Annotated in this window: 20 protein-coding genes; 6 read left to right on the top strand and 14 right to left on the bottom strand. The window is 32.5% G+C overall.

From position 1 onward, the window contains the following. Positions 1-10: 10 nt before the first annotated feature. Complete coding sequence (locus MHI13_RS22195; protein ID WP_002434632.1) at positions 11-205, top strand: VraH family peptide resistance protein; 195 nt, start codon at positions 11-13, stop codon at positions 203-205. A gap of 86 nt (positions 206-291) precedes the next feature. On the opposite strand, the gene lip is transcribed toward MHI13_RS22195, so the two are convergent. Together lip and MHI13_RS22185 are read right to left on the bottom strand one after the other, a co-directional pair. After that, entirely contained in the window at positions 292-2,610 is a 2,319-nt protein-coding gene (gene lip, locus MHI13_RS22190; RefSeq protein WP_064210502.1) for a YSIRK-targeted triacylglycerol lipase, read from the bottom strand. Between the two features lie 608 nt (positions 2,611-3,218). Further along, the gene (locus MHI13_RS22185) at positions 3,219-3,854 is read right to left on the bottom strand and encodes a hypothetical protein (RefSeq protein ID WP_064210501.1); all 636 of its coding nucleotides are present in this window, start codon (positions 3,852-3,854) and stop codon (positions 3,219-3,221) included. Between the two features lie 163 nt (positions 3,855-4,017). Here MHI13_RS22185 and MHI13_RS22180 point away from each other — a divergent pair, with 163 nt between their 5' ends. Next, positions 4,018-4,377, top strand: a complete 360-nt coding sequence (locus MHI13_RS22180) for a hypothetical protein (protein WP_002434113.1) — start codon at positions 4,018-4,020, stop codon at positions 4,375-4,377. Between the two features lie 731 nt (positions 4,378-5,108). Here the strand turns inward: MHI13_RS22180 and MHI13_RS22175 are convergent. From MHI13_RS22175 to MHI13_RS22165, 3 genes are read right to left on the bottom strand one after another with little or no spacing between them, the layout of a single operon-like run. After that, positions 5,109-6,311, bottom strand: a complete 1,203-nt coding sequence (locus MHI13_RS22175; RefSeq protein WP_064210500.1) for an ABC transporter permease — start codon at positions 6,309-6,311, stop codon at positions 5,109-5,111. Next, entirely contained in the window at positions 6,304-6,990 is a 687-nt protein-coding gene (locus MHI13_RS22170; protein ID WP_064210499.1) for an ABC transporter ATP-binding protein, read from the bottom strand. The genes MHI13_RS22175 and MHI13_RS22170 overlap by 8 nt, the downstream gene beginning before the upstream one ends. Then, positions 6,987-8,102 (bottom strand): efflux RND transporter periplasmic adaptor subunit, encoded by a 1,116-nt coding sequence (locus MHI13_RS22165; RefSeq protein ID WP_064210498.1) that lies wholly within the window; start codon positions 8,100-8,102, stop codon positions 6,987-6,989. Before MHI13_RS22165 ends, MHI13_RS22170 begins: the two co-directional genes overlap by 4 nt. A 241-nt stretch (positions 8,103-8,343) precedes the next feature. Here MHI13_RS22165 and MHI13_RS22160 point away from each other — a divergent pair, with 241 nt between their 5' ends. Beyond that, a complete protein-coding gene (locus MHI13_RS22160) occupies positions 8,344-8,994 on the top strand; it encodes a YIP1 family protein (protein ID WP_064210497.1) in 651 nt (216 codons plus the stop codon). Positions 8,995-9,290: 296 nt separating this feature from the next. Beyond that, a complete protein-coding gene (locus tag MHI13_RS22155) occupies positions 9,291-9,488 on the top strand; it encodes a hypothetical protein (RefSeq protein ID WP_064210496.1) in 198 nt (65 codons plus the stop codon). A gap of 87 nt (positions 9,489-9,575) precedes the next feature. Here the strand turns inward: MHI13_RS22155 and MHI13_RS22150 are convergent, their stop codons facing one another. From MHI13_RS22150 to MHI13_RS22140, 3 genes are read right to left on the bottom strand one after another with little or no spacing between them, the layout of a single operon-like run. Continuing rightward, a complete protein-coding gene (locus MHI13_RS22150) occupies positions 9,576-10,130 on the bottom strand; it encodes a TetR/AcrR family transcriptional regulator (RefSeq protein WP_002434602.1) in 555 nt (184 codons plus the stop codon). Beyond that, complete coding sequence (locus MHI13_RS22145; protein ID WP_002434060.1) at positions 10,096-10,491, bottom strand: DUF3147 family protein; 396 nt, start codon at positions 10,489-10,491, stop codon at positions 10,096-10,098. Before MHI13_RS22145 ends, MHI13_RS22150 begins: the two co-directional genes overlap by 35 nt. 19 nt (positions 10,492-10,510) lie before the next feature. Continuing rightward, a complete protein-coding gene (locus MHI13_RS22140; RefSeq protein ID WP_002434439.1) occupies positions 10,511-10,870 on the bottom strand; it encodes a DUF3147 family protein in 360 nt (119 codons plus the stop codon). 260 nt (positions 10,871-11,130) lie between these two features. Here MHI13_RS22140 and MHI13_RS22135 point away from each other — a divergent pair, with 260 nt between their 5' ends. Together MHI13_RS22135 and MHI13_RS22130 are read left to right on the top strand one after the other, a co-directional pair. Then, on the top strand, positions 11,131-11,766 hold the full coding sequence (locus tag MHI13_RS22135) for an HAD family hydrolase (RefSeq protein ID WP_064210495.1): 636 nt from the start codon (positions 11,131-11,133) through the stop codon (positions 11,764-11,766). Between the two features lie 66 nt (positions 11,767-11,832). Continuing rightward, complete coding sequence (locus MHI13_RS22130) at positions 11,833-12,543, top strand: SDR family NAD(P)-dependent oxidoreductase (protein ID WP_002434427.1); 711 nt, start codon at positions 11,833-11,835, stop codon at positions 12,541-12,543. A 63-nt stretch (positions 12,544-12,606) separates the two neighbouring features. On the opposite strand, the gene noc is transcribed toward MHI13_RS22130, so the two are convergent. From noc to rpmH, 6 genes are all read right to left on the bottom strand, one after another. Further along, the gene (gene noc, locus MHI13_RS22125; protein WP_002434625.1) at positions 12,607-13,446 is read right to left on the bottom strand and encodes a nucleoid occlusion protein; all 840 of its coding nucleotides are present in this window, start codon (positions 13,444-13,446) and stop codon (positions 12,607-12,609) included. Between the two features lie 47 nt (positions 13,447-13,493). Then, entirely contained in the window at positions 13,494-14,213 is a 720-nt protein-coding gene (gene rsmG, locus MHI13_RS22120; RefSeq protein WP_002434584.1) for a 16S rRNA (guanine(527)-N(7))-methyltransferase RsmG, read from the bottom strand. Beyond that, a complete protein-coding gene (mnmG, locus tag MHI13_RS22115; protein ID WP_002434136.1) occupies positions 14,213-16,090 on the bottom strand; it encodes a tRNA uridine-5-carboxymethylaminomethyl(34) synthesis enzyme MnmG in 1,878 nt (625 codons plus the stop codon). Before mnmG ends, rsmG begins: the two co-directional genes overlap by 1 nt. An 82-nt stretch (positions 16,091-16,172) precedes the next feature. Further along, positions 16,173-17,552 carry a tRNA uridine-5-carboxymethylaminomethyl(34) synthesis GTPase MnmE gene (gene mnmE, locus MHI13_RS22110; protein ID WP_002434464.1) on the bottom strand — a complete coding sequence of 460 codons (1,380 nt, stop codon included), beginning with the start codon at positions 17,550-17,552 and terminating at the stop codon, positions 16,173-16,175. A gap of 157 nt (positions 17,553-17,709) precedes the next feature. Beyond that, complete coding sequence (rnpA, locus tag MHI13_RS22105) at positions 17,710-18,057, bottom strand: ribonuclease P protein component (protein ID WP_002434022.1); 348 nt, start codon at positions 18,055-18,057, stop codon at positions 17,710-17,712. Positions 18,058-18,165: 108 nt separating this feature from the next. After that, positions 18,166-18,303: a 50S ribosomal protein L34 gene (gene rpmH / locus MHI13_RS22100; protein ID WP_000240855.1), complete on the bottom strand. Its 138-nt coding sequence runs from the start codon at positions 18,301-18,303 to the stop codon at positions 18,166-18,168. Between the last annotated feature and the right edge of the window lie 305 nt (positions 18,304-18,608).

Below are 18,608 nucleotides of genomic sequence, written 5' to 3'. Positions count from 1 at the left end.
GGTATTTATTATGAAAATTAAAGATTTAATCAAACAATCATATGAGGATTTAAAAAATTTAACTATTAACTGGTTCAATATCTTAATGTTAGTTGTCATCGTATTCGTTTTAAGTAATATTATTACGCCTATCGCAGGTATTCCTGTTGGACTATTAGGAGGCGCATACTTCTTAAAACGTCGTGAAGAAAAAGAAGATCAATAACTTAATCATAAAAAAATATCACCCTCATTGGAGATGTCAGTAAAGTTCGACACATCCTTTGAGGGTGTTTTTACTATGTGAAGTTATTATTTTTTAGTTAGACCATCTAATTCCTCAACTCTCATCATATTATTTATCATACCTAAATAATATTTTCCTAATTCAGCACCAGTACGTTTGAAATCAGGGAGATCAAGGCCGATTAAATCTGCATGATCCCAACCGTTTTGTACAGGTCTGACTTGCCAAACCCCTTTACTTGTAGCTGGGTTCAAGAAGCCTACTTTTTTGAATGCTTGAGCAGTAGGATATATTGACGATGATACAGGTACTAGACCGTCATTCACTCTTACATTTTTATTTTTATCTCTACCAATGATACGACTCGTTATATCCATTGCGAATAACTGTCTTACGTCTGGTATTTGAAATCCTAGAGGGCCAGTATGCGTAGCTGCACCTGTATAAGTTGTGTATACAATATTAGGGTTTAAGTTTGTCATTTTATTTAACTTTTCAGCACCAGCAGTTGTTAAATCATTAATTGCTTGGTCTTCAGTATCCCAAATTCTACTATTTGCAACGCGTTCAGCATATTCTATATAGCTTTCATTTGGTTTTTGTTTAAAGCCCCATTGAGAAAAGCCTAAATTTAAATCTAGCAATCTACTACCACTTAGACGTCCTATACGATTCATTGCGTCTTTAACAATTTTACGTGTACCTAATTTATCGGCAGCAGGCGTACCATTATGAGGTGTTCCTACAGTAGTGATAGTTGATATCATATTATCTTTTCCACCTTTGAAGAGATCTGATACCGTACCGCCATGTTGACGTTGATAGTCTATTTCTTCTTGATTTCCATTTCTTAAGAAATGCTCCATCAAACGAATCGTTTGACCACCCATACTATGACCAACTAAATGAATTTTTTTACCAGGTGCCCAATCCGGCATAATACCTTCATATGTTCTACCATAACGATGATGACCATATTTAGCCGCATGAGCTGCACCGTAGTCTACGCGACCGCCTTTGATGTAGTAGTACAAGTCAACCGCACGATCATAGTTACTGCTAAATGCACCAATATTTGCTTCATGTACACGGTAACCTTGTTTAGTCAATTCACTTTTAATATTATATTTACCTCCACCCCAATAATTTGGGTAAAGTGTAAACGCATCTTCACCGACTAAACCAGCAAAACCATGAACGAACACGACAGGATATTGATTTTTATATTGAGCTTGTAGCGTTTGTTTAGAAAGTTTGTTCGGTTGATGAGATTGTAATGTTTTTGGTGCTGTGGAAGTCGGTTTTTCTGTTTTATCTGTTTTAACTGATTGTTTTGTAGTATTTTTATTTTCTTGTTTCATGGATGGAGTTTTCTTAGTTGGTTGGTCTACTTCTTTTTCATTATTTTGTTCCCGAGTATCTTGTTCTTTATTTGAAGATTTTAATTGAGTTGAGTCTTTCGGGTCATCATTGTTTTCAGTAGATCGAAGTTGCGTGTTTTGTGATGATTGATGGGCGCCCTTAGACTGAGGATTATCATTGTCAGTTTCGTCTTTGTTGTTTCGAGACTCTTGCGTTGTTTCTTGAGTTTGTGAAGATGAGGAATTTTGTTTAGATTCTTTTGGGTATGTAGTATCACGAGTTGATAAATTATCCTCAGATTTTTGTGAGTGCTGTGAATCTGGTTTATCTTGAGGGTCTTGTTGATCTTGCGACTTAGTTGATTCTTGAGATTCAGAAGGATTATCGCTTGATTTGCTTTGAGTTACTTTATTATTTTCTTGAGTTGTTTCTGTTGATTGAGTTTCTGTTGGTTTACTTTCTGATTCATATTGCTTGTTATCAGTAGATGATACGTTGTCTTGCGTAGAAGTGTTATTAGCTTTTCTTTCACTATTATTTGTTTTTTTAGACGGAAGGACGTCTTGATTATCTGATTCTTCCTTCTTAGTATCAATCGCTTCTGATGTGTCTGAAGTATCGTTATGATTAGTTGCTTCTTTCGTGCTTTCTAATGATTGATTTTGAGAGTTTTCTTTATCTTGAGGATGTTGAGTTGGATTCGTTTGTTGTGCTTGAGTAGATTGAGTTGATTCGGTTTGTTGAGGTTGAGAATGTTGCGTTGATTCCGATTGCTGTGGTTGAGAAGTTTTTGAAGATGATAACTCAGACTCACTTGGCCGTGATTCATTTTCTTTTAAATTCTTTTGAGCAGTTTGAGTTGTTTCATTTGAATGTGAAGGTGTATTAATTTGTTGGTTTGTCTCTTCTGCGGCATGTGCTTGTTGTCCCCCAATAAAAATCGTTATACCTGTGACAATAGACACGACTCCTACAGCGTACTTTCTAATACTAAATCTTTTCTTTTCATTATAATTTTTCAAAATAATCACCTCTATAAGTTTTTTCCCTTATAAAGATTGAAAATATAACTGCTATCTTTAAATTAACATACAAACGTTTAAATTTTTTAACTTTTTTTATTAAAGTTTTGTTAAAATTTGTATTTTTATATTTTGATTTCTTCTATATTTTCAATTTAACAAATAATTATTATAATTCGATATATTACCTGTAATTTGATATATTAAGTACTAAATAATATGTGTGAGGTTATTTTTAATGGAGAGTTACCACCAATTTCTAAACAGCCCTAATACATTTATATGGATAGCTTTTATTTTATATTTAATTAGTAGTTTAGTCTTTTTTAGTGTCACAGTTTTCGTGGGTTTACGTCATGTGTCTCTTAAAGAAAGAATCATTACTACCTTTGTTTTAAGTATCGTTTTAACACTTACGTTGACTACACTTACTTATTGCATCGTCTCTAAATAAAGAACTGGAAAGTGACTATTAAAAATCTACTTTCCAGTTTTACTTTATTGTATAGAGAAAGGCACAAACACCATTCTACCAATGTCTATGCCTTTTAAATCAGTTAATATAATGCTGTGTTACGCGGTGTTCTCTGATGTACAATATACATTATTTAATTTCTATACCAAGCTGTTTTAGGCCAATTCTTATGTTTAGGTTTACCTTTCCATGACGAGCAATCTTTAACTCCTTTTTTACGAACATTCAAACCATCACATTTAGTCATTTTTCCTATAGATGAGCATTTATAAGCTTTAGCGTGATACCAACAGTCACTTTTATAAAAATCTACATAAGCTCTCGGATGTACTTTTGACCAGTATTTATGATCAGATTTTGTTCCATTAAATCTATTACAATGCACATGAGTTCCCTTTTTAACTCTTTTTCCACTTTTTTGTCCTTTATAGGTTTTACTATAGAGAGCTATTCCATTTGGTATTTTACCATCGTCTTTACCATCCATGTTACCAACAAAATCTGTAAAATTAATTACTTTTGTATTATTTCCACTACTTCCATCGGCTGAGTAACTTGAAGTTTTCTTTTCTGGATTAGGTAACATATCTTCTACAACGACTTTATTTCCATTTTTAGTAATATGAAAATTATTATCTTCTTTTTCAATTTCTTTGAATTGTTTCATCGTTTTCGAATCAACTTGCGAAGCATCATAAGTTCCAACTAATTTAACATTTTTAGGATTCGAGTCGTGATTTTCTTCTGAGTGAGTTGCATTGGTTTGCAAACTTGCTATACCTGTACCGGAAACTAAAACACCAATTAAAATTAATTTTTGAAAAATTTTTCAATTTTTAAATCTCCTTTAAAATTAATTAAATTATGTAGAAAAGACTACATTTTTAAGTTATCGTAAATTATAAAATTTTTAGAAGATAAGGTGAATTTAAATGAAAAAAGCATTTTATATTATTGGTATAATCATTGTTTTAGCGATTTGTTATATTTTTGTAAATTTTTTTCTATTTGATACATGGGTATGTCAATCCAGCGAGAAACAAATTAATGAATACGTTCAAAAGAAGGAAACCAAGAAATTAAACAATATTACTAAAGATAATAAGACATATCATTTTTTAAAAGAACAAGATACTATTTCTATTGAAAGAAAGTCTGACAATCAAGGAAGTGGTCATATAGGTTATTATAATGTTGATATCAATGGAAAGACAGCTACATTAACTATAAAAATCAAACACGCATTTCTTCCAGAAAGTCCCGAGGTTAAAACAATAAAATTAAATCAATAAGTCTTCTGAATTGTTTTTTTAGATTAATTTGGCTCTTTTTTTAATACTTAATTAAAGAGCTTAAATGTGAAGAATTCATAATTTAGGAATTACCATTGTTATATTATGTGTTTTTTAAGTGGGTAGACAAAGAGCAAATATATAGGGTATTAAAATGCGTATAACTAATTCGAGACTTTGGAGTTGATAGTATAAAAGTAAGCAAAAAAGTAGTAATCATAACTAGTTTAAACTATTTAGTTATAATTTTTAGTTTTGGTATTGCTTGGTTGTTACTATGGAAAGATTTTTCATTTACTGGAACTAACAAAAATATTACTAATATTAGTCTTACTATTGGCACTTTGATTTCAAGTAACGGATTAATACAAACGTATGGTTTGTTTTTGGATAAAGATGGTTTATTTTCAAGAACGCCTAAAGCACACAAGCAATTAGAAACTATTTTGTCGACTTTAACGACTATACTGCAAGCTATAACCATGTGCTTATGTGTAACATTTTTAAAAGAAACGCCAATACCAATAGTTATCTTTTTAGTGATATTTATTATAATTGTAATGTTAAATTTTATATTAGCCCCACGAGATAAAAGTTAAATAATTTATTTTACTCGTAGAATTTATATCAGAATTCAGTATATAAAAATAACAATTATTAAAATTTAAGCGTGAGTAGTCAACATTAAAGTAACTACTCACGCTTTTGAGATAATTATATAGAAGCAATCGTTATTTAATAATATCAATTAATTCTTTCTTAGATGCGGCACGTGCTGGTATCCAACCGAACACAATACCGATTAGGGTAGATACACCAACAGCTAAGATTACGGAGCCTAGACTGACGGAACTCTTAACCATTTCTGGCGTCACAGCATCAATTAGTGTCGCTATGATAATACCGAGTATTAATCCGATAATACCACCAATAAGACATAGGACCACACTCTCGACTAAGAATTGTATTTCGATATCTCGACCTTTGGCACCAAATGCACGTCGGATCGCAATTTCTTCTGTACGCTCAGTAACTGAAATGTACATCACATTCATCACACCAATACCAGCAATAAAGAGTGAAATACCTGCAACTGCTGCAACAAAGTAAGTAATGGTATCTAATACTTTTCCGATACCTTTCATCATTTCTTCATTGTCTTGATAACTATATTGCCCCTCAGATGTGCCAGTACCTTTTTTATTCAGTTCTTTTTCAACTTTTTTACCAACGTCTTTTTTAGCAGAACTCTTATCCACAGTAACTAATAATTGAGGCATACCCTGAGACAAGTTACCCATATATTTATTGAATGTCTTTGTAGGGAGTTGTACTGTTGATTCTTCAGGCATACCCATACCGCCAGCGTCCATTCCTGAACCTTCAGATACACCAACAACTTTAAATCCTTCGCCATTCACATAGATAGACTTACCTATCGCATTATTATTAAACACTTTTTTCGCAAGTTTACTATCAATGACAGCGACTTTCTCTTCAGTGTCATTATCATCTTTAGTAAAACCTTTGCCTTTGTCTACATCGGTAAGCTCGTTTTGTTTTTTAAGACTGACATCACCACCACCATGTGAATTGGTAATTTTAGCTGAATACGTGCTATCATCGTCTTCTTTTATTTTGGCATTCTTAACACCTTTAATTTGTTCTACTACACTTATATCTTCTTGTTTAAACGGATTATTCTTAGGTGCCTCCATATTCTCAGTCATAAATGAAATAGAAGCTTGATCTTTACCCGCACCCGCTTCATCAAATTGTTCATTTGTTGATTTCTTAAATCCATTACCTAAAGACATAATAGTAATGACAGCTGCTATACCGATGATAATCCCAATCATCGTAAAGATGTTTCGACGTTTATTCTTTAAAATTGAGCGAAAGGCGACAGCAATAACATTAGAAAAGTTATTCATGCGTCAACACCTCTTCCTCTCGCACACGACCGTCTAAAATATGAATGATACGATCAGCTTTATCCGCTACATCACGATCATGTGTAACCATAATCATTGTCGTTCTTTTTTCTTTATTTAATTTAACAAAGAGTTCCATAATATCTTGAGACGTCTTAGAATCAAGCGCACCTGTAGGTTCATCAGCGATAATAAACTTCGGATTATTTATAATCGCTCTAGCGATGGCCACACGTTGTTGTTGACCACCTGATAATTTATTCGGTAATAAATCCTCTTTACCTTTAAGACCGACGTCTTGAAGACCGTCTAAAACTTTATTTTTACGCTCTTTACTCCCTATTCCGTTATAAATAAGAGGGATACTAACGTTTTCAAGAATTGTATTATTTTGGATCAATTTAAAGTTTTGAAAGACAAACCCTACAGTATGATTTCGTATTTCAGAAAGCTTGTTGTCTGAGCTTTTTTGATAATTTTCATTATTAAAAAGGTATTCCCCTTCATATCCACGATCGATAAATCCTAAAATATTGATGAGCGTACTCTTTCCAGAGCCTGAAGGACCCATGATAGCGATAAACTCTCCTTCATCAATATGAATATCAATATCCTTTAAAATATGATTAGATTCATTACCATTTTTAAAGTGTCGATTGATTTTTTTCAACTCAATCATGATGACACCTCAACTTTTTCTCCATCATTTAAATTACCTTTAGGATTTTTAATGACTTTATCACCTGATTTAAGACCTTTTTTAACGATAATTTGACCATTGTTTCGTTCAATTTTGATATCACGTTTATGAACTTTATGATTTTCATCAACCACGAACACATCATTATCTTTAGTTAATACATTATCAGGTAGTTTTTTAGTTTTTAAAGGAATCTTCGCATCCATAGAGAAACCTGATCTAACTGGGATATCCAAATCTCCAATAACTACTCTGTATTTAGATGTATCGCCTTCTTTACCTCCAGAAGGATTATTTACAGTTGGATTAGAAGCTTGAGCGCCTGAACCTTCACCTTCTTCACCGCCTGCTTGAGCACCACCAGCTGCTTCACCCTCACTACCGGAATCATAACTAGTAGGAAGCTCATCAATTTTGATAATCTTACCTTCACCTTTTTTACCTGTACTATTTACAGTGACGTCAACCTTATCTCCCTCTTTAATTTTATTAATATCAAATTCTGTAACAGTCGCATTAATTTGAGGGTTATCTGAAATCAACTGTAATATTGGTTGTCCATCACCGACATCTGAATCATTTTTGATATTCACTTTACCATCAAATGAAGCATACATACTGTCATTCACTTGTCTGTCATGTTGTGCTAATGACTGTTGTGCTTCATTTAATGAGCTTTGATCTTGAGTAAGTTTAGATTGTAATTGGCTATTATTAGGGCTTTGATTAATCTTTTGATAATCATCATTCACTTGACTTTGTGCTTGGTTCACTTTATTCGCTAATTGTTCACGTTTACTAGCATTCGTATCATAATTAATTATACGATCCCCTTGTTTAACCTTCTGTCCATCGTCTACAGATGTACTTAAAAATGTCCCAATTGAACTGTTATTATTATATGTCTTTACAGATTTAGGAGAAGCTTTCCCCTCTAAACTAATAGGTGTTTCTTTTTTAACTGTATATGTATCGTAACCTTCACTGTCTTTCTTACCTGACCCATTTACCTGTTTCACGATAAAAGCAGCGATAATTAATAATAGAATGATTGCAATTCCTATGATGATCCACAATATTTTCTTTTTCATATCTATTTCTCCTTAATAATTGATTGCAATTGAAATGATAACACAAATGTAAAATTAGTAATATTTTATATATAAAATTTACAAAATCTTAGAAATGTTAATATTGAAAAAACATTCATTCTCTAAAATTATTATGTATAGGCAATGAAATTTAACTAAAATTTTAAATTGCTTATTTTATAAAATAGATTTAAATGTTAACATTTAAGTGATATTAATAAACAAAGGAGATATACATATTATGGAAAATCAAAATATCGAAAATAATCAACTAGAAAACTCAAGCGTTCCATTTGTAAATCATTTTAGTAAGTTAAGAGAAAATCCAAAATGGTTAGTGAAGTTGTTAATTTTAATAGTTTTAGCCATAATAACTGCATTCGTAAGTTACTTTGCTACAAAAGATTCTGTATTATCACAAACTAATGGTCAGATGAATTCTGGAGTTTACTTGATAATAACAATAATAACTGGTTTCTTTGGTATGCTTTTTAACGCTGGAATAGTTTTTGTGATTTTCTTAGTTATTTCTAAAATATTTAAATCTGATGCTAAAGGTAGCAGTATCTTTTCTGCTGCACTTTCTTATTCTATTATAATTAATGCTTTCTCTCTTATTATTACTATTATTCAATTATTATTTGGATTAAGTATTTTTGAATACAAATTAGACAGTTTAAACATCTTCGCTAAAGGCAACAAGTTTTTAATGGCATTAAACTTGACTAACTTATTAAAAGCATTTTTAACAGGTGTGGTTTATTATTCAACGAGTCGCTTATCTAAGAAAACATCTATTATATTAGGTATCGTTGCTTTAATTTTAATGGTTGGATTTGGATTAATAAGTGGGGCTTCTGGCCAATCAATGCCTAATATGAATGCTAAATAATATTAAAAGAGGTACGAATAATGAATTCAGGATTAATATTATTGATAATCATTTGTTGTGGTATGTTACCAATTATTATTAGCTTGAATGAGAAAAAGAAAAAATAGGCGATATTAGCAATAACTAAAAAATCCCCTCACTACTCGAGATAGTGAGGGGATTGGTAATATTAATGCATGAACTCTTATTAATTTAATTATACTAGATTACATAGAAATGCATAGTATATTAATTAATTATTTTTATTTAAAGCTCGCTTTCATTAGATGCTATTATTTTTTTGGAGGAGGATTTTGATGATTACTATACTAATAGTTTTTTTACTACTTCATTTGTTACCTGCCATATATCTTGGAATAAAATACTTTAAATTAAAAAACAATAATGCCTCAGATAAAGAATTTAAAAATCTTTCTAAATCAATGATGAGAGCAGAAAGCATCATTATTCCGATTTCAATATTTTTAATGCTATTACTATATTTTATTAAATAAAAAGTTGTCTGATCACTAAATATTAATAAATTAACACTTCGTTCAGTCTACCCTCTACATAAAAAACGTTCCTTATTTAAGGAACGTTTACTCTTTCGTTTCTAGTTCATACGCTTCTATAATTCTTTTCAACATCTTTTCAATGTAATTTTCATCTAATGAGTCGGGTTTGATTAATATATTGAAGTAAATAGGCGAGAAGATAAGATCTATAAATAAGTCTTGCTCTTCATCTTTAATATGCTTGCTGATAATCTTTTTTAATGTTCTTCGATTACTATTAAAATAATCTGTCATAAACGTTTCTCGTGCTTCGATCTGTTGATGACTGATTAAAATTTCAATCACTGCACTACCTAATTTCGTCTTATAAATATCTTTGATTTTCACTAAAAAATGATACAAATCTTCATATAAATTGTCGCTCTCATGGATAAATATCTTTTGTGATTGTTCAACGAACATATCCATAATAATTGACGATTTATCTTTCCATCTGCGATAAATCGTCGCTTTAGAGATACCAGTATTTTCCGAAATCTGATCAATTGTTATGTCTCTAAAATGTATTGTTTCTAATAAACGGTTAATTTCTTCATAAATTTTCTTATTTATTGTTGGATCTTTCGGTCTTCCAGCCATGTTTAACCCTTCTTTTATGCGTAATAAATTCAACAATTTCAAATATAACTACTGCACTTACAAACCATACAATAAATCCACCAATAATACTAACTAACCACATTTGTGTTGATTGTAAAAGTCCCCAAGTAGCTAAAATACTAAATAATACGCCTATCATACCAAAAACTGCGCCTCTACTCACATGCATTGCCATCTTATCACCAAATTGCATGCCTGTGATAAACATTGAAACTAAGAACACTGCTGGAAAAGTTGCAAAGATACCTCCGAACTCTTTCCAAGGTAATACCATTGATACAATGTAACTCACTAATACTGCTAATCCACCAACGAGAAACTTTATTAATACTAATTTCATTATTACAATGCCTCCATCATTAAATATGTCTAACTACAAATATTGCTATAGAAATGACAAGCCAACATACAATTGAAAATATAGTCCCACTCTTATAATTTTTTTTACCTATAAATAGTGAGGTAAAGAATACAGTAACTATACAAGATATAATTCCTACAATCGCACCTGTACTAAGATGTATAGACATTTGAATCAGTTGTTGACCTCGATGATCTATAGCTAAAGCAATCACTGCAGCAAGGTAGACTGCCGGCATAGTGGCTATAATACCACCTAACTTACCACCGACTTTATCTGCCATAACTGATGCGAGCGCAACTGCAAGACCACCTATTACAAAATGGAGAATAGCACTTGAAATCGATATACCAAACACAATAACCCTTCTTATCAATTTTAATTATTAAACGAAACGTTTCGTTTACTTTTAGTGTAAATCGATTATAGTGCGTTGTAAACATTTCCACTAAAATACCTAATTTTCTAAAAATACCAATAGTATGTGTTTCACGTAAAACAATTATTAAAGTTTTTGCATTATCTAAAATAACTTATTTATAGTTTAGTTTGTCGCTTGATAATTTTATGTTAAAGTTTTTATAAAATCATTTTCTAATTAAGTGAGGTTAGACATTCATGTACAAAAATTTAATCTTTGATTTCGATGGTACAATTGCAGATTCTAAAGAATGTAGTATAGTTGCTACGCAGAAATCTTTTAAAGAAAGAGGGCTAGAAGAACCGACAGTAAATCTGATTGAGTATTATATGGGAATACCAATAGAAAAGTCATTCAGTTTAATGAGTTCCGTTGATTTAGATGACCATCAGTTAGAAGCACTTATCAAAACCTTTAGGCAAAATTACAAAGAGGTTGAATCATCTTATTTAAAACTTTATAAACATATGACTGAACAACTCCAATCACTCTCAAAAGATAAACAGTTATTTGTAGTATCAAGTAAGAAAACAGATGTGCTCATTCGTAACTTAGAGATCTTAGACATAGATCACTTATTTACAGAAGTAATAGGGTCAGACAAAGTTAATCATTATAAACCTTCACCTGATGGCATCAACTATATCTTGAATAAATACCAATTAGAAAATGAAGAAACTATTTATATCGGGAACGCTATATTTGATATGCAAATGGCAAATAGCGCAAAAGTGGCATCATGTGCAGTCACTTGGGGTACACACAGTATTGAGGAATTAAAATCTGAGAATCCAACATATATCATTCATGAGGTAACTGAATTAAATTTCTAATCTTTTTTAAATTCTCGAAAATTCAATTAACATCCCTTCATCAAACATATAAAGGAGAAAATCACTTTGAGTAAAAAAGTTTTAATTACAGGTGCGAATAAAGGCATAGGCTTTGAAACAGCAAAACAACTTGGAGAGCAAGGTTGGTACATATTACTCGGGGCTAGAAATGAGCAAAGAGGAATGGAAGCAGTTAATACGCTTCAACGAGAAGGAATTAATGTAAAATGGGTTAGAATAGATTTAAATCACGCTGAAACAATAGATTCAGCTGCACAATACATTAGAGCACATCACAGTGATATTAACGTCTTAATTAATAATGCAGGTGTTTCAGGAAATATGCAGGCTAAGCCATTAGATGTGGATGTTGATGAGTTAAGATCTTTAACAGAGGTTAATTTCTTCGGCAATTTCCAAATGATTAAAGCTTTCACGCCAATTTTAGCCCTTAACAAAGGTAGAATCGTGAATTTAACCATTCCTCTGAAACCATCAAGTTTCTTTGAGCCATTTAGTTATATTGCAACGAAAGCACCACTTAACTCAATGATTAAGCTCTTTGCAAGACAATTCAAGAAAAGTAAAATACCAGTGGAAATTTTCGGTATCATGCCAGGTGGAGTGACGACTGATTTAAACAATCATCAAAAAGGTCTACTCATGCGTACCGTCAGTGAAGCTGCCCAATCCATTGTAAAAGTGGTCACAGACAACCGTAATCACAATGGTAAAATCTTACTTAGAGTCACGCCTTTTAAACTATTTAAAAAGTAAATACTTTCAATAAAAAAAACGAGTTAGTGCAACAATATACTGCATTAACTCGTTCTTTTCTTACTATTTCTTATATATTCTAATTTTTATTTCATAATAGTCATCATGGTCTTTGTCTTTATGTTCAACACGTAAGCCAGACTGCTCGATGGCTTCAATACTTTTACCCACTTCATCTCTCGCTTGAGTCACATCTTGTGAAAATTGGAAAGTCTGAGCTTTAACTTTTTCAGGACCTGTCTTTTGACGTACTTTATCTTCAGTTTGTTTAACGTTTAATTTCTGATTAATGACTTGCTCAATTAATTCTTCTTGCTCATCTTCGGGTAAAACCAAGACAGCACGGGCGTGTCTTTCAGTTATCTTTCCTTCACGAAGTCGTTTAATCACGTTAGGAGCAAGTTTTAATAAGCGTAATTTATTAGCGATGAAACTTTGACTTTTACCTAGACTCTTCGCTAATTCACTTTGCGTAGTATCTCCTATTTCAAGCAATTTTTTATAAGCTTCCGCTTCTTCAACCACAGATAAATTCTCACGTTGAATATTCTCAATTAACGCAACTACTGCCGTTTCTTCATCGTTCATGTGACGAATAATGACGTCAGCTTGTGGTTTATGCAATGATTGTAATGCTCTGAATCGACGCTCACCAGCAATAATTTCAAACATATCCTCTTCAATCGGACGTACAACGATGGGTTGCAATAACCCATGTTCTTCAATCGATTCAGCTAATTCTCTTATCTTATTTGGCTCAAATACTTGTCTTGGTTGATAACGATTGGGTACGATACGTTCAATATGAATGGATTCAACATTATTATTGCGCTCTTCTTCAGTATAACCAACGATGTCATCTTTATTTTTTAAACCAAATAATTTTGAAAAAGGTTTCTTCATTATCCATTCTCTCCCTCTCAATTATTTGTTATATAGTATGTCTCTTCTTAGCTCTCAAGTAGTGGAGATTTGTTTGGCGTACCTGGTTTCCTTGGGTATTTCTTAGAAGTCTGTCTACGTTTATCAATCACTATCATTTGTCTTTCACCAGCATCCTCAGGCAATTCAAATGAAAATGTTTCTTTCACGTTTCCACCTAAAATATTAATAGCAAAGTTCGCTTCTTGCAATTCCTCTTCGCCTTTAGATGACTTAAGTGCGATAAATTGGCCACCTTTTTTAACTAAAGGTAAGCACAATTCACTCAGTACAGTAAGACGTGCAACTGCACGTGCTGTAACGATATCATAAGACTCCCTGTAGGCTCCCTTACCATAAGATTCCGCACGATCATGCACAAAACTGACATCTTGGAGACCTAACTCTGCGGCTAAGTGATTGAGAAATTGAATTCGTTTATTAAGTGAATCCACAATCGTTACCTTCAATTCAGGAAAAACTATTTTCAAAGGAATACTTGGAAATCCTGCACCAGCTCCAACATCACAAATGCATAATTCTCCATCGAAGTCATAATAGAAGCTAGGTGTAATTGAATCAAAGAAGTGTTTTAAATATACATCATGTTCTTCCGTGATACTTGTTAAGTTCATCTTTTCATTCCACTCAACAAGTAATTGATAGTACGTTTGGAATTGTTCTTTTTGCGTTTCAGACAATTCAATGCCATGTTCACTTAAATTCTTAGATAGCCATTCTACACTCATTATTGATTCACCCTTTGAAGTTTCCCTTGTTCTAAATAGACAAGTAAAATTGAGATATCTGCTGGATTTACACCAGATATACGTGAAGCTTGTGCAATATTTAATGGTTTTACTTCTGCTAATTTTTCTCTAGCTTCAGAAGCTAAACTATCTACTTTACTATAATCCAAGTCTTCAGGAATTTTCTTCTCTTCCATACGTTTTACTTTTTCAACTTGTTGTAAAGATTTATTGATATAACCTTCATATTTCGTTTGTATTTCAACTTGTTCTTCAACTGCATCAGGTAGTTGGTGGTCTTCTTCTAGAATCTCTAAAATCGTATCATAAGTCATCTCAGGACGACGTAATAAATCAATTGCTAAGATACCATCTTTCAAGCGTGAGCCACCTTTTGACTCGATAACAGATTGAGTGTGATCGTTTGGTTTAATACGAATGTCAGTTAAGCGTTGAATTTCATTTTGAATTTGTTGACGTTTCTCATTAAAGCGTGCGTAGCGTTCTTCAGAAATCATGCCTAACTCATAACCTACATCAGTTAAACGTAAATCTGCATTATCATGACGTAGTAATAAACGATATTCAGCACGAGAAGTTAATAATCTATATGGTTCATTAGTTCCTTTAGTCACTAAGTCATCAATTAATACACCGATATATGCATCAGAACGACTTAAGATTTTCTCTCCAGTACCTAGCACTTTACCTGCTGCGTTAATACCTGCCATGATACCTTGTCCTGCCGCTTCTTCGTACCCTGACGTACCATTAATTTGACCTGCAGTATATAAGTTCTTAATTGATTTTGTTTCAAGGGTTGGCCATAACTGTGTAGGCACAATCGCATCATATTCGATTGCATAACCTGCGCGCATCATGTCTGCCTTTTCAAGACCAGGAATTGTCTCTAACATTTGACGTTGAACATGTTCAGGAAGACTTGTAGATAAACCTTGTACATACACTTCATTCGTATTACGACCTTCAGGCTCTAAGAAAAGTTGATGTCTAGGTTTATCGTTAAAACGAACAAATTTATCTTCAATTGATGGACAATATCTAGGACCAGTACCTTTAATCATACCTGAATACATCGCAGATAAATGAAGATTATCATCAATCACTTTGTGTGTTTCACCATTTGTATATGTTAACCAACAAGGTAATTGATCTAAAATATATTCAGTCGTTTCATAACTAAATGCACGACCTACATCATCACCGGGTTGAATTTCAGTTTTAGAATAGTCGATTGTTTTAGCATTCACACGTGGAGGCGTACCTGTCTTGAATCGAACTACATCAAATCCAAGTTGTCTCAAGTTGTCAGCTAAAGTGATAGAAGGTAATTGATGGTTTGGACCACTAGAGTATTTCATGTTACCTAAGATGATTTCACCACGTAAGAACGTACCTGTTGTAACAACTACTGCTTTAGAGAGGTATTCTGTTCCAATATTCGTACGTACACCTTTCACTTCATTATCTTCAATAATTAACTCATCCACCATGCCTTGCATAATATCTAAGTTATCTTCGTCCTCGATTACACGTTTCATTTCTTGTTGATATAACACTTTATCTGCTTGTGCACGTAATGCTCTTACAGCCGGCCCTTTACCAGTATTCAACATACGCATTTGGATATGTGTTTTATCAATCGTTTTAGCCATTTGTCCACCTAACGCATCGATTTCACGCACTACAATACCTTTTGCAGGGCCACCAACGGATGGATTACATGGCATAAAGGCAATATTATCTAAATTAATTGTTAACATTAACGTTTTCGCACCACGTCTTGCTGAAGCTAAGCCCGCTTCAATTCCTGCATGACCAGCTCCAATGACAATTACATCATACTCTTGAACCACTTTTTTACCTCCTTATATTCTTAAAAACTTTTCCGGAAAATGAAGACACCCTACCGTCTTATTCCTTAAATATTAAATATCATTATTTACCTAAACAGAATTGACTAAACAGTTGATCAATTAACTCATCGCTCGCTGATTCTCCAATGATTTCACCAAGTATTTCCCAAGTACGCGTTAAATCAATTTGAACCATATCCATAGGCACACCAGATTCAGCAGCATCTATCGCATCTTGAATTGAATGTCTAGCTTGTTTTAATAAAGAAATATGACGTGAGTTAGATACATATGTCATATCCTGATTTTGAACTTCTCCACCGAAGAATAAATCTCTAATTTGAATTTCTAATTCATCTATACCTTCTTGTTTTAACATAGAAGTTTGGATTAATGGCATGTCACCAATCATTTCTTTAACTTCATCTATATCTAAACGTGGTTCTAAATCTGTTTTATTAATAATTACAATAACGTCTTCGTTCTTCACAACTTCATACAATGTTTGATCGTCTTCTGTTAGAGGTTCATTATTGTTAAGAACAAATAAGATTAGATCCGCTTCACTTAATGCTTTACGTGAACGTTCGACACCAATCTTTTCTACAATATCTTCTGTATCACGTATACCTGCTGTATCAACTAATCGTAATGGTACCCCTCGTACATTGACATATTCTTCTAAAACGTCTCTAGTCGTACCAGCTACTTCAGTAACGATCGCTTTATTATCTTGAATAAGATTATTTAACATTGAAGATTTACCTACATTAGGACGACCAACGATAACGGTTGATAATCCTTCACGCATTATCTTACCTTGAGTACCTGTTTCAAGCAGTCGATTAATTTCTTCTTTAATATTCTTAGACTGTTCAAGTAAAAACTCAGTTGTGGCATCTTCAACGTCATCATATTCAGGGTAATCAATATTAACTTCTACTTGAGCGAGAATCTCCAATATGGATTGACGTTGTTTTTTAATAAGGTCACTTAAACGACCTTCAATTTGATTCATTGCTACTTTAGAGGCGCGATCAGTTTTAGAGCGTATGAAATCCATAACTGCCTCTGCTTGAGATAAATCAATACGACCATTTAAGAAAGCACGCTTCGTATATTCACCTGGTTCAGCCATACGTGCACCATACGTCATAGTTAATTCCAGTATGCGATTAATTGTTAAAATTCCACCGTGACAATTAATTTCAATGATATCTTCTCTAGTAAATGTTTTTGGTGCACGTAGCACAGATATCATCACTTCTTCGACAGTTTCATTAGTTTCTGGATCAATAATATGACCATAGTTAATCGTATGTGTATCTACTTCAGATAATTTTTTCTTTCCTTTATAAAGGGTATCTCCTATTTCAATGGCTTGTGGGCCTGATAAACGGACAATACCGATAGCTCCTTCGCCCATAGGTGTTGAAATACTAGTAATCGTATCAAAATCCATAAGAGTCTCGCCTCCTTATTCAAGTAAAATTTCATTATAACATTGTAAATTGTTTCTCTATAAAAAGCTAATATAGTGTTTTTAAAGTATTCGAGTTAGGCTTACGTTTGTCTGAGGTAAGACTTCGGTTAGTCTTATTTAGAGCATATCCCCTACCCTACTTTATCTTTTTATTAAATACCTTAGCTATTTTAAGTACATGTTCTAAACTACCTTGAATTTCTAAAGTTGTCATATCTCTAGCTGGATGCCTCGCAATAACAACAATATCTTTAGCTATAATATCTTCTTTGTGAACTTTAAAATTTTCTCTAATAGCTCTTTTAATTCTATTTCTAGTTACAGCATTACCCAATTTCTTAGAAACACTAATACCTAAGCGAAAATGTTTATTTTCACTATTATTATAGGTATAAACCACAAATTGTCTATTCGCTACAGATTTACCTTTTTTATAAATAGTTTGGAAATCTGAATTTTTCTTTATACGATATGCTTTTTCCACATAACATCACTCGCTTATTCAATTATCCATTATATGAATGTTTATATTTCAAATGAATCTTTTTTCCTAATTAAAACGAAAAAAAAGACCACTGATGAGTCAGTGATCTTATGCTGATAAAACTTTACGGCCTTTACGACGACGACGCGCTAAAACTTTACGGCCATTTTTAGTGCTCATGCGTTTTCTGAAACCATGAACTTTACTATGTTTACGTTTATTTGGTTGATAAGTACGTTTTACCATGCAAAACACCTCCATCTGTATTCAATTATCTAATATTTCCAATTTCATACCTTGAAACTGGCTCATATACATAGATAAATTATCAAAGTATGTTGCAGCCTATAGTACTAACATACTTCATTTGAGCAATTGCTCTCTTATTGTGTCTGCTATTAAGAAATTTCTTACTTAGCTCATTATTATCTAGTCATAATTCAAGCAACTACTACAATATAACAAAATCCCTTTTATAAAGCAAGATGATTTTATGATGTATAGCATATCTTTCAATTAAATTTTCAGTTTTAAATCATTACGATTCTTGC

This window comes from Staphylococcus sp. FSL K6-0223 (genome assembly GCF_038008285.1).
The sequence above is the reverse complement of the archived record's forward strand: the minus strand, read 5'-3'. Positions and strand labels throughout refer to the sequence as shown.